The organism is Stutzerimonas kirkiae, assembly GCF_004327335.1.
GTDB lineage: Bacteria > Pseudomonadota > Gammaproteobacteria > Pseudomonadales > Pseudomonadaceae > Stutzerimonas > Stutzerimonas kirkiae.
Window position 1 is genome coordinate 23767 of the sequence record NZ_QJUO01000002.1, and the last position, 15525, is coordinate 39291.

At 63.2% G+C, this 15525-nt stretch carries 14 protein-coding genes and 1 tRNA gene; 8 read left to right on the forward strand and 7 right to left on the reverse strand.

Annotated features, from left to right (window positions below; genetic code table 11):
* The first annotated feature begins 127 nt into the window (after nt 1-127).
* Nucleotides 128-1795, forward strand: coding sequence for a 2-isopropylmalate synthase (leuA, locus tag DNJ95_RS01755; RefSeq protein ID WP_131183010.1), 1668 nt, complete (start codon nt 128-130; stop codon nt 1793-1795).
* 153 nt (nt 1796-1948) lie between these two features.
* On the opposite strand, the gene DNJ95_RS01760 is transcribed toward leuA, so the two are convergent.
* A complete protein-coding gene (locus DNJ95_RS01760) occupies nt 1949-3103 on the reverse strand; it encodes a PQQ-dependent sugar dehydrogenase (RefSeq protein WP_131183011.1) in 1155 nt (384 codons plus the stop codon).
* Between the two features lie 132 nt (nt 3104-3235).
* Here DNJ95_RS01760 and DNJ95_RS01765 point away from each other — a divergent pair, with 132 nt between their 5' ends.
* The 5 genes from DNJ95_RS01765 (at nt 3236) to DNJ95_RS01785 (ending at nt 7835) form a co-directional block, all read left to right on the forward strand.
* On the forward strand, nt 3236-3796 hold the full coding sequence (locus tag DNJ95_RS01765) for a hypothetical protein (RefSeq protein WP_131183012.1): 561 nt from the start codon (nt 3236-3238) through the stop codon (nt 3794-3796).
* 159 nt (nt 3797-3955) lie between these two features.
* Nucleotides 3956-4243 carry a hypothetical protein gene (locus DNJ95_RS01770; RefSeq protein ID WP_131183013.1) on the forward strand — a complete coding sequence of 96 codons (288 nt, stop codon included), beginning with the start codon at nt 3956-3958 and terminating at the stop codon, nt 4241-4243.
* A gap of 136 nt (nt 4244-4379) precedes the next feature.
* Nucleotides 4380-5717, forward strand: coding sequence for a sensor domain-containing diguanylate cyclase (locus DNJ95_RS01775; protein ID WP_131183014.1), 1338 nt, complete (start codon nt 4380-4382; stop codon nt 5715-5717).
* 88 nt (nt 5718-5805) lie between these two features.
* Complete coding sequence (locus tag DNJ95_RS01780; protein WP_420824375.1) at nt 5806-6768, forward strand: carbon-nitrogen hydrolase family protein; 963 nt, start codon at nt 5806-5808, stop codon at nt 6766-6768.
* A complete protein-coding gene (locus DNJ95_RS01785) occupies nt 6765-7835 on the forward strand; it encodes an AraC family transcriptional regulator (RefSeq protein WP_131183015.1) in 1071 nt (356 codons plus the stop codon). Before DNJ95_RS01780 ends, DNJ95_RS01785 begins: the two co-directional genes overlap by 4 nt.
* 678 nt (nt 7836-8513) lie before the next feature.
* Here the strand turns inward: DNJ95_RS01785 and DNJ95_RS01790 are convergent.
* The 6 genes from DNJ95_RS01790 to queA form a co-directional block, all read right to left on the reverse strand.
* Nucleotides 8514-9047 carry a glycine zipper 2TM domain-containing protein gene (locus DNJ95_RS01790; RefSeq protein ID WP_131183016.1) on the reverse strand — a complete coding sequence of 178 codons (534 nt, stop codon included), beginning with the start codon at nt 9045-9047 and terminating at the stop codon, nt 8514-8516.
* Between the two features lie 99 nt (nt 9048-9146).
* Complete coding sequence (gene secF / locus DNJ95_RS01795; protein ID WP_131183017.1) at nt 9147-10058, reverse strand: protein translocase subunit SecF; 912 nt, start codon at nt 10056-10058, stop codon at nt 9147-9149.
* 9 nt (nt 10059-10067) lie between these two features.
* Nucleotides 10068-11930, reverse strand: a complete 1863-nt coding sequence (gene secD / locus DNJ95_RS01800; RefSeq protein ID WP_131183018.1) for a protein translocase subunit SecD — start codon at nt 11928-11930, stop codon at nt 10068-10070.
* 65 nt (nt 11931-11995) lie between these two features.
* Nucleotides 11996-12325, reverse strand: a complete 330-nt coding sequence (yajC, locus tag DNJ95_RS01805) for a preprotein translocase subunit YajC (RefSeq protein WP_131183019.1) — start codon at nt 12323-12325, stop codon at nt 11996-11998.
* Nucleotides 12326-12368: 43 nt separating this feature from the next.
* Nucleotides 12369-13484: a tRNA guanosine(34) transglycosylase Tgt gene (tgt, locus tag DNJ95_RS01810; RefSeq protein WP_131183208.1), complete on the reverse strand. Its 1116-nt coding sequence runs from the start codon at nt 13482-13484 to the stop codon at nt 12369-12371.
* A gap of 14 nt (nt 13485-13498) precedes the next feature.
* Nucleotides 13499-14548, reverse strand: coding sequence for a tRNA preQ1(34) S-adenosylmethionine ribosyltransferase-isomerase QueA (queA, locus tag DNJ95_RS01815; protein WP_131183020.1), 1050 nt, complete (start codon nt 14546-14548; stop codon nt 13499-13501).
* Nucleotides 14549-14660: 112 nt separating this feature from the next.
* Here queA and DNJ95_RS01820 point away from each other — a divergent pair.
* Both DNJ95_RS01820 and DNJ95_RS01825 read left to right on the forward strand, forming a co-directional pair.
* A tRNA-Leu gene (locus DNJ95_RS01820) sits at nt 14661-14747 on the forward strand.
* A 426-nt stretch (nt 14748-15173) separates the two neighbouring features.
* Nucleotides 15174-15386, forward strand: coding sequence for a cold-shock protein (locus tag DNJ95_RS01825; RefSeq protein ID WP_003298189.1), 213 nt, complete (start codon nt 15174-15176; stop codon nt 15384-15386).
* Nucleotides 15387-15525 lie beyond the last annotated feature (139 nt).

Below are 15525 nucleotides of genomic sequence, written 5' to 3' on the forward strand. Positions count from 1 at the left end.
AAATACCAATTTTCAAACAGCTATTGCCATGCATATCCGCAAGGCACTAGATTCCGACCATAAATTCTTCACACACCCTCTACCACGACCTTGCCCGCTACGGCACAAGGCCGCCAGGAAATCGACGATGAGCATGCTCAAAGACCCTTCGAAGAAATATCGCCCCTTCACCCGGATCAGCATCCCCGACCGCACCTGGCCGGACCAGGTGATCGACCACGCGCCGATCTGGCTCAGCACCGACCTGCGCGACGGCAACCAATCCTTGATCGAACCGATGGATGCCGAGAAGAAGATGCGCTTCTTCAAGACCCTGGTGCAGGTCGGCCTGAAGGAAATCGAAGTCGGCTTCCCCTCCGCTTCGCAGACCGACTTCGACTTCGTGCGCGAACTGATCGAAGGCGGCCATATCCCCGACGATGTCACCATCCAGGTGCTGACCCAGGCCCGTGACGATCTTATCGAACGGACCTTCGAATCGCTCAAGGGCGCCAGGCAGGCCATCGTCCACTACTACAACGCCTGTGCGCCGAGCTTCCGCAAGATCGTCTTCAACCAGGACCAGGCCGGTGTCAAGGCCATCGCCGTGGCCGCCGGCAAGACCATCAGGCGCCTGGCCGAAGCCGCGCCGGAAACCCGCTGGAGCTTCGAGTACTCGCCGGAGGTGTTCAGCTCCACCGAGACCGATTTCGCCGTCGAGGTGTGCAACGCGGTGATCGACGTGTTCCAGCCGACCCCGGAACGCAAACTGATCCTCAACCTGCCCGCCACCATCGAGTGCGCCACGCCGAACAACTACGCCGACCAGATCGAGTGGTTCGGCCGCCATATCGATCGCCGCGACAGCGTACTGCTCAGCGTGCATACCCATAATGACCGGGGCACCGGCGTCGCCGCCTCGGAACTGGCGCTGATGGCCGGCGCCGACCGCGTCGAAGGCTGCCTGTTCGGCAATGGCGAGCGCACCGGCAACGTCTGCCTGGTGACCCTGGCGCTGAACCTCTACACCCAGGGCGTGGACCCGCAACTGGACTTCTCCGATATCGACGCCGTGCGCAAGGTAGTCGAGGAATGCAACCAGTTGCCGGTGCACCCGCGCCACCCCTATGTCGGTGACCTGGTGCATACCGCCTTCTCCGGCTCGCACCAGGACGCCATCCGCAAGGGCTTCGCCCGCCAGCAGGCGGACGCATTGTGGGAAGTGCCCTACCTGCCGATCGACCCGGCCGACATCGGTCGCGACTACGAGGCGGTGATCCGCGTCAACAGCCAGTCCGGCAAGGGCGGTATCACCTTCCTGCTGGAACAGGAGTACGGCATCAACCTGCCGCGTCGCCTGCAGATCGAGTTCAGCCAGGTGGTGCAGAAGGAAACCGATCGCCTTGGCCTGGAGATGAGCGCCGCGCAGATCCACGCCCTGCTCGACAGCGAATACCTGCAGGCTAGCGCGCCCTATGCGCTCAAGAGCCACCGCCTGCAGGAGGAGAACGGCACCAGTGCGGTCGATGTCGAAGTCATCGGCCAGGGTGAGAGCCAACGCTGGAGCGGTATCGGCAAAGGCCCGCTGGAAGCGCTGGTGGCCGCCCTGCCGGTCAAGGTGGAGATCATGGATTACCATGAACACGCCATCGGCGCCGGCAGCAATGCCAAGGCCGCGGCCTATATCGAGATCCGTGCGGAAGGCGGTCGCCCGCTGTACGGCATCGGTATCGACGAGAACATCACCACCGCCAGCTTCCGCGCCCTGTTCAGCGCGCTCAACCGCACCCTGCGCGAGTCGGCGCAAGCCGCCTGATCGCAGGCGGGGTCCCCCGGCCCCTGGCCGGAGGGGCCTCATCCCTCCGTCGGAGCGGGCTTGCCGGCGAAGCAACCGCCCGCCTCGCGCGCCCAGGGCCGCCACTACGCCCGGGCAAATCGTCCACTTCACGGTCGTACCAATGGCCGTGGCTCAGTCCGCCTCCAGGCCAACCCGCAACACTTTTCCCTGCGCCTCGTCGGTCAGCAGATACAGATAACCGTCAGGCCCCTGGCGTACATCGCGGATGCGCACCTTCAGCTCCTTGAGCAGGCGCTCCTCATGCACGATGCGATCGCCATCGAGTTGCAGGCGGATCAGCGAGCGGTCGGCCAGGGCGCCAACGAACAGGTTGTGCTGCCAGGGTTCGAAACGGCTCGCCTGGTAAAACGCCATGCCGCTGATCGCCGGCGATTTCTCCCAGACGTAGTGTGGCGGCTCGGTACCTTCGAGCGCTTTGCCCTCGGCCTCCGGAATCGGCAGGAAACTGTAGTTGATGCCGTGGGTCGCTTTCGGCCAGCCATAATTGCGCCCGGGCTGGGGAATATTGATCTCATCACCGCCACGCGGACCGTGCTCGTGGGTCCATAGCGCCCCACTCCAGGGGTTGATCGCCGCCCCCTGTTGATTGCGATGCCCATAGGACCAGATTTCCTCCCGCGCCCCGTCCTTTCCGACGAAGGGATTGTCCGCCGGCACCTTGCCATCAGCCTGCAGCCGTACCAACTTGCCCTGTAGCTTGTCCAGATCCTGTGCCGTTGCCCGTTCGTTGTTTTCCCCCAGCGCGATGAACAGCAGGCCATCGGCATCGAAGACCAGGCGTGAGCCGAAGTGCAGCCCCGTGGACAGTTTCGGCGTTTGCCGGAAGATCACCTGAAAGTCCTCCAGAGCGCGCAGATCATCGCTCAGGCGACCACGGCCAACCGTCGTACCGGCCTTGCCATCGCGCCCCTGCTCGGAATAACTGAGATAGACCAAGCGATCCTGGGCGAAAGTGGCCGACAGTTGTACATCCAGCAAGCCGCCCTGCCCCCTGGCGAATACCTCGGGCAGGCCCCGCAGCGGTTCCGACACCCCGCCATCGCCCTGCAACAGCCGCAGGCGCCCCGGCCTCTCCGTCACCAGCAGCCGCGACTCGCCATCCACGGGTACGAAAGCCAGGCCCCAGGGATGCTCCAACCCCACCGACAGCTCCTCGACACTGATGCGCCCCTGCTCGCTGGCGTAATAACGGACCTCGCCCGTACTGGCCAGCCCAGCCGACGACAGGCCAAAACAGCACACAAAAGCCAATGATTGGCGCAGCATGAATCACCTCCATGAGTCAATGGACCAGGCAACGGTACCAGTCCATGTGTCTCAGACAACCCGGGGTTGTTGCCGTTTCCTTCGCGCCCGGCCAGCAGGCATACTGGCGCCACGACAATGGAGGGAACACCGATGAAGAGAGCCTGTCTGGTGGTACTGCTGGCAACCCTTGGCGGATGTGCTTCGCAACCCTGCACCCTCGATGCAGGCGATGCATCCAGCCGGACCGAGCGGCTACTGTTCCAGAACGACCTGATGCAGGCGAAAATACTCGCCTCGCTGGGCGACGAGGAAGGCTACGAACTGGCCCAGGCCCTGCTCGAACGCAGTGCCCGACTAGACCAGCGCGGCGAGGTCGAGTTCTACCGCGCCATCCTGCTGATCCGCCAGGAGGCGTCGGCAGGCGATATCCTCGGCCTTCTGCAACAGGCCGCGGGCAAGGGCCACCCCCACGCGACGGCACTGCTCTACAAGATGCATGAACAGCCCTACCTGTTGGCCGAAGCCGACCCTGACCAGGCAGAACACTACCGTCTGGCCTACAGCCAGTTGGACGTGGCGCGTAGCGGTTACCCCTCCTTCGAAAAGGCACTGGAGCTGGTCAGCCAACTGGTGGTACCGCCCCCCAGCCGCGACCCCAGCCTGGCGCCGCTATGCCTGCAGTATTGCCAGAACGGCATGCCGCAGCCCTGACCTCAGCATGTCTGCCCGCACGCACTCGTGGCGGGCAACGGCCATACGTCTCCTGCGATGAACCAAAAGCGCCTCGTGGCAATCCACCGCAACAGGCGCCTTGCACAAGGCCATCGCCCTGACTCACCCGCCTGGGCTGGGTTCAATGGAGAAAACCGCATGAGAATCTTCACCTGCACGCTGCTCGCCAGCCTTCTGGCCAGCCCACTGGCCCTTGCCTGTACAGTGGATGAGGCAAACGAAAAAGCCGCGCACCTGGCCGAGCGAATCAGCCAGCTCACCCAATCCGATCCGCAACGCGCCAGTGAAATAAACGAAGAAATGCACAAGATGGACCTCGAGCGCAGTGGAGAACAACTGGGCGACGAGTGCCAGGCCTACGATATCCGCCTCAAACACCTGGAAAATGCCGAACGACGGGCCGATATTCCTTCCGTCGGCGAATGACACCAGCCCCTGGCAACCCATACGAGTACAATAGCGGCACTACGCCGGCCATCATCGGCAGAGGACTGCTATCGGCTCGCGAAGATCGTCATGTCGAATACGCAGGGTCAGGATATCCAGTGTTCACCTCGACAGCATGCCAACAGACAATCCAGCGCAAGACTCTCAGCAACAGGAAATCCGCCGCCTGCGCGAACTCATCGCGCACAATTCCGACTGGCTGTGGGAAGTCGACACCCAGGGGCGCTATACCTTTTGTTCCCCCCTGTGCCTGCAACTGCTCGGCTACACCCCCGAGCAGTTGCTCGGGCGCACGCCATTCGACCTGATGCCTGTCGAAGAGGCGCAACGGGTAGGCGCGGAATTCAACGCAATCATCCAGGCCCGCCGCCCTTTCAATGGCCTGGTCAATCGCAACCTGAAAGCCGATGGCAGCCTGATCATACTGGAAACCAGCGGTATTCCGCTCTTCGACGAACGGGGCGAGTTCGCAGGCTACCGGGGAATCGACCGGGATATCTCGCTGCAAGTCGTACCGCTGGGTATCCGCTCAGTGCAACTCGAAGCCCTTTACGCCGCGGCACCTGTCGCGCTGGGCCTGCTGGGCCGCGATGGACGCTTCGTCAATGCCAACCAGGCAATGGCCACCTTGCTGGGGAGCGATCCGGGGCAGTTGATCGGGCAACCCATCGAGCAGTACCTGCCCGCCACCCTGCTCGATAGCCGAACCTGCCTGGAACGCCTGCAGCGGGGAGAGGAGCGTTTCAGCCAGACGCTGGACTGGCGCATGCGCCACTACCAACTCACGCTGCAGCGGGTAACCGACGGGGATGGACAGGTCATCGGCATGACCCTGGCGCTGAGCGACATGACCGAGCAGCACGTCATACGCCAGCAACTGGCGCAGGCCTACCGGCAACTGGAGCAGGCCAACAAGCGCCTCAACGAACTGGTGGAGCGCGACCACCTGACCGACCTGCACAACCGCCGCCGCTTCGACGAAAGCCTGCAACGGGAAGTCGCCCTGGCCTTGCGTGAGCGCCTGCCACTCTCGCTGTTCATGCTGGACATGGATGGCTTCAAGACCTACAACGATCACTACGGACACCAGGCCGGCGACGAATGCCTGCGCCTGCTGGCCGAGATATTGCGCAACGGGCTGCTGCGCCCCGCCGACCTGGTCTGCCGCTATGGCGGTGACGAATTCGCGGTGATCCTGCCGCAGACCGATGCCAGCGCGGCCCTGCTGGTCGCCGAGCGCTTGCGTCAGAGTGTCCAGCAAGCCAATCTGCCCCATGCATTGAACACGTCGGGATGCATCACCATCAGTATCGGTTCCGCCAGCCTGGCAACGGAGACAGAGGGCGCCTCGCTCAACGAACATTGCGTGAACCTTCTACTGGCCGCCGACGCGGCGTTGTACGGGGCCAAGCGCAATGGCCGCAACCAGGTCAAGGGCTCGACCGTGGCATGAAGGGGCTGTATCTCGACACTCGCCAGCGCACCCCTGCGAAGCGGACGACGACACCACCGTGAACCGACCCGGAATCCCGCACCTGCTGATCAAGACCGTCCTGCTGCTGGCCAGCAGCCTGGTGTTGCTGCTGGCCTACCTGTACTGGGCCCAGGACAAGCGCAGCGGCCCCTTGCTGTCGGACCTGCGGCTACGGCCCATCGCCAGCGAGGGCACGCCCGCTCAGGCGGGCAACCTGCTCGCCATCGAGGCCCGCCTGCAGCCCGCCGACTACCAGAGCAGGGAACGCCTGCGGCTGAAATTCTCCACCTACCTGGAGCAGGCCCGGGAAGCCGGCCTGCTCTCCTCCTCCAGCATCGTCGCCCTGCCCGAGCATGTCGGCACCGGGCTGTTCGCCATCGGCGAAAAGGCCGAGGTGCAACAAGCACGGACCTTGCGTGACGCCATGCAGTGGATGGCCCTGAGCAACCCCTGGGACTACCTGCGCGAGCAGTTCGACAACAGCAGCGACGACCGCCGCACCGAAGCCGTACTGCGCAGCAGGGCCAAGGACATGGCCAAGGCCTACCAGGCGATATTCTCCGGCCTGGCCAGGGACTATGGCATCACCCTGGTGGCAGGCTCCATCGTACTGCCCGAACCCTATATCGAACAGGACCGGTTGCGTATCGGCGACGGCCCGCTACGCCAGATCAGCCTGGTATTCGATCCCGAGGGCAAGCTACTGCCGCCCCTGCACCACAAGCAGCGACTGAGCCGCTACGAGCGTCGCTACAGCGAAGCCATTGCACAAGCCCCAAGACAGACCAGCGCCACGCCCGCAGGCCGCCTGAGCGTGACATTCGGTTGCGAGAACGCCGCGCCCGAAGCCGAACTGGTCGTGGCACTGGGGGGGCCGGAGGATGGCTGCCGACGCTCCCGGGATATTCCACTGCTCAGCGTGCGAACGCTCGGCCTGCCCTGGAACCTGGTCGGTTCGCCGCGCCGCGCCGAGCCCGTTGGCCAGCGCATACCGGTCCGCCTGCACAACCTCTGGTTGCCTGGCTCATGAACAGGCAACGCATTCGCCTGGGCGATCTTTCCGTCGGCTTCACGCTCGGCCTGGCCCGGGCGCTGGAAGAAAAGGGGCTGGATGCGCAAGCATTACTGACAGCCTATGGCCTGGATGCGCAACGCCTGGCCGAACCCCGTGCGCGCCTGTCGATCCCGCGCTTCATGCGCCTGGGCCACGCCGCCATCCAGGCCAGCCGGGACCCGGCGCTGGGACTGGCCATGGGGCGGCTGCGCCAGGCCGCCCACCTGGGGCTGGCCGGGGTGACGGCAGCGCTGTCTCCCAACGTACGCGAAGCCGCCCGCACACTGATCCGCTTCGAACCCCTGTACGCCAGCAACTACCGCGGCAACTCCAGCCTGCACGAAGACGCGGGAGGTGCCTGGCTGCGCTTCTACTCCATAAGCCCCTACAACGCCTACAACGAATTCGTCGTCGACAGCGTGCTGGCCGGCTGGCTGACACAACTACGCACCCTGGCCGGAACCCGGCTGTCCCCGCGCCGGGTCGAGATCGAATACCCGCGGCCGGCCCACGCCGAAGAGCACGAAAGACTGTTCGACTGCCCGATCCACTTCGCGGCCACGGACAACCAGTTGTACCTGGACAGGGACAGCCTGGCACTGCGCAACCCCCACCACTGCCCGGGCACATGGCGGGAACTGCTGCAGTTGTGCGAAGAACGGCTTGATCAGTGCCTGCGCGCGCACAGCCTCGGCGAGCGCGTCAGCACCCTGCTGGGTCCACTGCTCAAGGGCGGGGAGCCGGAGCTGGCACAGATCGCCCAGCGCCTGCGCATGCCGGCCTGGACACTCAGGCGCCGCCTGGCCGGCGAAGGCACCAGCTACAGGGCGCTACTCAATGCCACCCGCCAAGACCTGGCAGTGGCCTATATCCGCGATACCGAGGCATCGTTCGGCGAAATCGCCTGGCTGCTCGGTTTTTCCTCCGCCGAAGCCTTCCAGCGGGCCTTCAAACGCTGGGCCGGGCAAACGCCCGGGGAGTTTCGGCGCAATGCCGGATCGTCACCGACATCGGAGCATGGGCACGTCCGCGAGCCCCCTTGAGGCCCTGCACAGACGACGGCCCAGGCCTACAGCTCGAACGCATCCTCGCCCGCCTCCTGGCAGTCCTGCTCCGCCGCGTGCCACTCCAGTACTTCGTCCTGATAGTCATCCATCTTCATAGGCTCTCTATATCGTTCACAAGTACCGTATCGACTGCATATGACAGAAAAAGGTTCGCTTGGCCGCTAAGCCCTTATGCCCAGTAGCCCCTGTTCGCGAACAAGCATATGCCCTGTTTCAGGGTCGGGACAGTGCGACTGGATTGGCAATCAAGTCTGCGGTTTGTCGTACACTGCTGGCGGTGTCCTGGTACCCGTCGTGCCGCCGGCTCTTTCCCACAGGCACCGCCGATAGTGGCTGTGCGGATGCCTGGTGGCGGGACGGGGTCTTCGCCGCCAAGGATGGCGGCGAAGAGCTACAGGGATGTATTCACGCGTGCCCCGTCCCGCCACCAGGCATTCGCACGGAGGCGGTGAGCCCGAGATCGCGCTGTAGCCAAACACTCTATTGCCAATCCGCTCGCAACGACACTGCGCACGACCACCCGGCTTCCAGGAGCGTGGACCAGGATTTCATGCGAGCGCCCCGGGTGGCGAAACGGCTCACTCGCCTCTAAACGCCATATGGCAAAACGCCCGGCGATTGCCGGGCGTTTTGTTTGCCTTGAGACAGGCAGGATCAGTTCTGCGAAAGCACCAGTTGCCCATCCTTGACGGGAATCTGGCCGCCCGGATCACGCTCCATTCGCACACTGCGCGTCTGGCCGTCCAGTTCATAGCGCACGTTATAGCCAACGACCTTGTCATGGGTATCGGTCACCGTGCTGCAACGGGTCTCGGTGGTGGTATAGGTGCTGTTGGCCTGCATGCGCTCCTGCACCTTGTTGCCGGCATAACCACCACCGACAGCTCCCGCGACCGTGGCAATCTTCTTGCCGTTGCCGCCACCGACCTGGTTGCCCAGCAAGCCACCGACCACCGCGCCGACAGCGGTGCCTGCCAACTGGTGCTGGTCCTGCACCGGCTTCTGGCGGGTAACGGTCACATCCTTGCAGACTTCACGCGGCGTCCTGATGGTTTCCTTTATCGGCTCGACACCCACCACCTGCGCGAACCGGGGACCCGAATCGACCAGGCTGTATGTCGCGAAGGCACCGCCCGCGGTAACGACTACAGCACCCAACACACTACCGACCAACATGGACTTGTTCACTGCGACTTCCTCCGACATCCGGGCCTCGGCCCAATCTGTGCCGTTCGACAGGCGGCCATCGCTGGAGTTCCCGCCCGGAAAACGGCACACAGAGGTCTATCAGGGGCGCTCGTCGACTTCGGTGGCCACCGGTGGGATCAGGTCGTCGGAGGTCAGTTTCAGCCAGACCAGCACGGTCGCGCCGATATAGACCGACGAATAGGTACCGACGAAGACCCCGATCAACAACGCCAGGGCGAACGACGCCAGGGTATCTCCACCGAACACCAGCAGCGCGATCAACGCCAGGGCGGTGGAAAGGGACGTGGCGATGGTACGCAGCAGCGTCTGGGTCACCGAGACGTTGATGTTCTCGATCAGGTCGGCCTTGCGCATCACCCGGAAGTTCTCGCGGATACGGTCATAGATGATAATGGTGTCGTTGAGCGAATAACCGATCATCGCCAGCACCGCGGCCAGCACCGTCAGGTCGAAAGGCACCTGCAGGAAGGCCAGGATACCCAGGGTCAGGATGGTATCGTGGGCCAGCGAAGCCACGGCGCCCACGCCGAACTTCCACTGGAAGCGGAACGCCAGGTACAGCAGGATACCCCCCAGCGCCAGCAGCATCGCCAGGCCGCCCTGGTCGCGCAGCTCCTCGCCGACCTGCGGGCCGACGAACTCGACGCGCTTGATCTCGAATGCCGTATCCGGATCGATCTTGCGCAGCGCCTCGCCGACCTGCACGCCCAGTTGCGGATCGTCCCCGGCCATGCGTATCAGCACATCCGTAGTCGCGCCGAAGCTCTGCACCACGGCGTCGGTATAACCCGCCTGGCCCAGCTCCGACTTGATCAGTTCCAGGTCGGCCGCCCGCTCGTATTGCAGCTCGATCAGCGTGCCACCGGTGAAATCCAGGCCGAAGTTCAGCCCCTTGGTGAACAGGCTGACCAGGCCGACCACGGTCAGCAACACAGTGATGGCGAACGCAATATTGCGGATCGCCATGAACGGAATGGTTTTCTTGATCATGGCCTATCCTCAGATCCAGAGTTTCTTGAAGTTGCGGCCACCGAAGATCAGGTTGACCATGCCGCGGGTAAACATGATGGCGGTGAACATGGAAGTGAGGATCCCCAGCGACAGGGTGACGGCGAAACCCTTGATCGGCCCGGTGCCCAGGGCGAACAGGATCACCCCCACCAGCAGGGTGGTCAGGTTACTGTCGATGATCGCCGTATAGGCGCGATCGAAACCCTCATGGATGGCCCGCTGCACCGACAGCCCGCCCTTGAGCTCCTCGCGAATGCGCGAATAGATCAGTACGTTTGCATCCACCGCCATCCCCAGGGTCAGCACGATCCCGGCAATCCCCGGCAAGGTCAGGGTGGCGCCGATCACCGACATCAGGCCGACCAGCAGCACCAGGTTGAAGATCAGCGCCACGGTGGCCAGAACACCGAAGAACTTGTAGATCAGGATCACGAACAGCGACACGAAGATCAGCGCCCACCAGGTCGACTCGACCCCCTTGGCGATGTTCTCGGCACCCAGGCTCGGGCCGATGGTGCGCTCTTCGGCGAAGTACATCGGCGCCGCCAGGCCACCGGCACGCAACAGCAGCGCCAGCTCGGACGACTCGCCCTGGCCATTCAGGCCGGTGATGCGGAACTGGCTGCCCAGCGCGGACTGGATGGTCGCCAGGCTGATCACCTGTTTCTCTTCCTTGAAGCTCTGGATCGCCACTTCCTTCTCGACGCCATCGACTTCCTGGATGACGTAGCGGGTCAGCGGGCGCTGCTCGATGAAGATCACCGCCATGCTGCGCCCGACATTGTTGCGCGTGGCACGGTTCATCAGGTCGCCACCATGTCCATCCAGGCGGATGTTGACCTGCGGGCGGCCATTTTCGTCGTAGCTGGCCTGGGCATCGGTCACCTGGTCACCGGTGATGATCAGGCTGCGCTCCAGCGCCACCGGCGGACGGCCCGGCTCGCGGAACTCGAAGTTCTCGGTGGTCGCGCGCGGCGCATCGGCCTCGGCGGCCAGACGGAACTCCAGGCTCGCGGTCTTGCCGAGGATACGCTTGGCCTCGGCGGTGTCCTGTACGCCCGGCAACTCGACGACGATACGGTTGGCGCCCTGGCGTTGTACCAGCGGCTCGGCGACGCCCAGTTCGTTGACCCGGTTGCGCACCGTGGTCAGGTTCTGGCGGATCGAGTATTCGCGGATCTCGACCAGCTTGGCCTGGCTCAGCGCCAGGGTGAGCACCTGCAATTCGTTGCGGGTCGCGGTGCTCAGCTCGAAATCGGTGAAGTCCTTGCGGATCAGCGCCTGGGCCTTGCGCAGCGACTCTTCGTCGCTGAAGCCGATCTGGAAGGCGTTCTCGCTGCCCGGCAGGCTGCGGTAGCGCACGCGCTCCTTGCGCAGCAGGGTCTTGACCTCGCCTTCGTAGACCTTGAGCCGTGCGCTGACGGCCTTGTCCATATCCACTTCCAGCAGGAAGTGCACGCCGCCGGAAAGGTCCAGCCCCAGCTTCATCGGGCTGGCACCCAGGTTGCGCAGCCATTGCGGCGTGGTCGGGGCCAGGTTGAGGGCAACCACATAGTCATCCCCCATGGCCTTGCGCACGATATCCTTGGCCGGCAACTGGTCCGCCAGCCGGGTCAGGCGGATCAGCCCGCCGCGCTCGCTCAGTTCGCTCGTCTTGACGGCGATACCGGCCTCCGCAAGCGCCTTGCCGGCCTTGTCCAGGGTGCTCTGGTCCAGTTGCAGGGCGGTACTGGCGCCCGTGACCTGGATGGCCGGGTCGTCCGGATAGAGATTGGGTGCGGAATAAACCAGGCCAATGGCCAGGACGACCAGGATCAGCAGGTACTTCCACAGGGGGTATTTGTTCAGCATGGTGCCGCCCACGTAATGACGCGGGGCGCCTTTGCGCCCCGTCGTTGCTATGAAATCGAACCGACTCAGATGGCTTTCAGCGTGCCCTTGGGCAGCGTCGCGACAATCGCCACCTTCTGGAACTTCAGTTCGACGGAATCGGAAACCTCGATCACCACAAAGTCATCGGCCACCTTGACCACCTTGCCGACGATACCGCCGGAAGTGACGATCTCGTCGCCCTTCTGCAGATTGCCGATCAGGTTCTTGTGTTCCTTGGCACGCTTGGCCTGGGGACGCCAGATCATCAGATAGAAGATCGCCAGGAAGCCGACCAGGAAAATCCACTCGAAGCCGGAACCGGCGGGGGCGGCGGCAGGCACATCGGCATAAGCGGCAGGAATCAGAAAACTCATGTAGCACTCCAGTTGCGGAAGGAAAGTGTATGACGGTAACTCATTACGCCAGTGGCGGCGTTGGCAGGCCGCGTCTGGCATAGAAGGCATCGACAAAGGCGGCCAATTTACCCTGTTGAATGGCATCGCGTAAACCGGCCATCAAGCGCTGGTAATAGCGCAGGTTGTGAATTGTATTCAACATGCTGCCCAGCATTTCGCCGCACTTGTCCAAATGATGCAGATAAGCGCGCGAGAAGTGTTTGCAGGTGTAACAATCGCACTCGGCTTCCAGGGGCGAGTCGTCGTGGCGATGGGTCGCGTTGCGAATCTTGATGACACCGTCCGCGGTGAACAGATGGCCGTTGCGCGCATTGCGCGTCGGCATCACGCAGTCGAACATATCGATGCCGCGGCGCACGCCTTCGACCAGGTCTTCCGGCTTGCCTACCCCCATCAGGTAGCGCGGCTTGTCGTCCGGCATGCGCGGCGGCAGGAAATCCAGTACCCGCAGCATTTCCTCCTTCGGCTCGCCGACGGAAAGCCCGCCGATCGCCAGGCCATCGAAACCGATCTCGCACAGGCCCTCCAGGGAGCGCATGCGCAGGTCCTCATGCATGCCACCCTGGACGATACCGAACAACGCCGCCGGGTTATCGCCATGTGCCGTCTTGGAGCGCCCGGCCCAGCGCAGCGACAACTCCATGGAGCGCCGCGCCACCTCCGCATCGGCCGGATACGGAGTGCATTCATCGAAGATCATCACCACGTCCGAACCCAGCTCGCGCTGGACCTGCATCGACTCCTCCGGCCCCATGAACACCTTGGCGCCATCCACCGGGGAGGAAAAGTACACGCCCTCCTCCTTGATCTTGCGCATCGCGCCCAGGCTGAACACCTGGAAACCGCCCGAATCGGTCAGGATAGGCCCCTGCCACTGGATGAAATCATGCAGGTCGCCATGCTCGCGGATCACCTCGGTGCCTGGCCGCAACCACAGGTGGAAGGTATTGCCCAGGATGATCTGCGCACCGATACCCTCGATATCCCGCGGCAGCATGCCTTTGACCGTGCCATAGGTCCCCACCGGCATGAAGGCTGGAGTCTCCACCACACCACGGGGGAAGGTCAGGCGCCCGCGCCGCGCCCTGCCCTCCTGCGCCAGCAGTTCGAAGCTCATGTGGCAGGTGCGACTCATACGGACTCCTCGGGCCCGCGTGCGGCGGGGTTGCGTGTAATGAACATGGCATCGCCATAACTGAAGAAACGATAGCGTTGGGCAACCGCCTCGGCATAGGCCGCCATCGTCTCGGGATAGCCCGCGAATGCCGACACCAGCATCAGCAGGGTCGACTCGGGCAAGTGGAAATTGGTCACCAGGGCATCGACGACATTAAACGCCTTGCCCGGATAGATGAAGATATCGGTGTCGCCACGGAACGGCTCGAGCACGCCGCCACGGGCGGCTGTCTCCAACGAACGCACACTGGTGGTACCGACCGCCACCACACGACCGCCACGTGCCCGGCACGCCGCCACCGCGTCGACCACGTCCTGGCCGACCTCCAGCCACTCGCGGTGCATGACATGCTCTTCGATCCGCTCGACCCGTACCGGCTGGAAGGTGCCGGCCCCCACATGCAAAGTGACGAATGCCGTCTCCACGCCCTTCTCGCGCAAGGCATCCAACAGTGCCTGGTCGAAATGCAGGCCCGCCGTGGGCGCGGCCACGGCGCCAGCGTGCAGTGCATAGACCGTCTGGTAGCGCTCGCGATCGGAGGACTCATCGGCACGGTCTATATAAGGAGGCAAAGGCATATGGCCGATGCGCTCCAGCAGCGGCAGGACATCCTCGGGAAACTGCAGTTCGAACAGGCTATCGTGCCGCGCCAGCATCCCTACTTCGCTGCCGTCGTCAAGGATGATCGTCGTACCTGGCCGCGGCGCCTTGCTGGAGCGCACATGGGCCAGCACATGTCGCTCGTCCAGCAGCCGCTCCACCAGGATCTCCAGCTTACCGCCGCTATCCTTCCGCCCGAACAGGCGTGCGGGAATCACCCGTGTGTTATTGAAGACCAACAGATCAGCGGGCTCGAGCAGATCGAGCAGATCGGCAAAAGAACGGTGCGCCAAACGCCCCGTTTCACCCTCGAGTGTCAACAGGCGGCTTGCCCGACGTTCGGCCAGTGGATGGCGAGCGATCAGCTCATCAGGCAGCTCAAAAGAGAAATCAGCAACTTGCATGTGAAAAAGCCGACACGTGAAAGGTCGCAGAGCTTAGCCGATAGCCCGGAATCTGACCATGACAGAACGATTGACCGCCTGTCCGCCCACCTCTATACTGCGCCGCGCTCAAGCCTCGATGGCGGAATTGGTAGACGCAGCGGATTCAAAATCCGCCGCTGGTAACAGTGTGAGAGTTCGAGTCTCTCTCGAGGCACCAGATCGACAGGTATGGCCATGGCTGTCATACCGAGCGCAACATCGGCGCCCCGCCATATCGGCCGCGCCACGCTTCCAGCGAAGTATCAACAGTCCGCAACGCGGATTGCCACAGGATCGGCGGCAGGCTGCAACGCGACATGCCACGATCGCAGCACCGAACGACAGAACAACAACACAGAAATATCGCGTCAAACATGGCGCCAGATGTGGACAGACTCTATGACTTTCAGGGGTTGGCATTCCCCGGCGAGTTATCGTAGAGTGTGCCCACTGTGTTTGCATGGGTCGCAGTTGATGGTGACCTGATGCGGTAGATCTCTCGATCCGCTGGATTCCCGTTCGGCTATTAAGCTCCTTGCAACCAGTTCCAGCTTCCCGCCATGGCAGGGGCAATTCTACTTTTGAGCTTCAAGGACACAAAGATATGTCGAATCGTCAGAACGGTACCGTCAAGTGGTTTAACGACGAGAAAGGTTTTGGTTTCATCACTCCCGAGAGCGGTCCGGATCTGTTCGTGCACTTCCGCGCAATCGAAGGTAACGGCTTCAAGAGCCTGAAAGAAGGCCAGAAAGTCAGCTTCGTCGCCGTGCAAGGTCAAAAGGGCATGCAAGCCGACCAGGTTCAGATCCTGGGCTGAGCCGAAACCGCTCGAAAGCCCCCGCTGTCGCCAGCGGGGGCTTTTTTGTGGTCCGCCATCCGTGACGGCCAACCTGCGCACCGTCGCTCCGCGATGTCGAAAATGGCGCCCGGCAATTTTTTGTGCCCGAACACGCCGC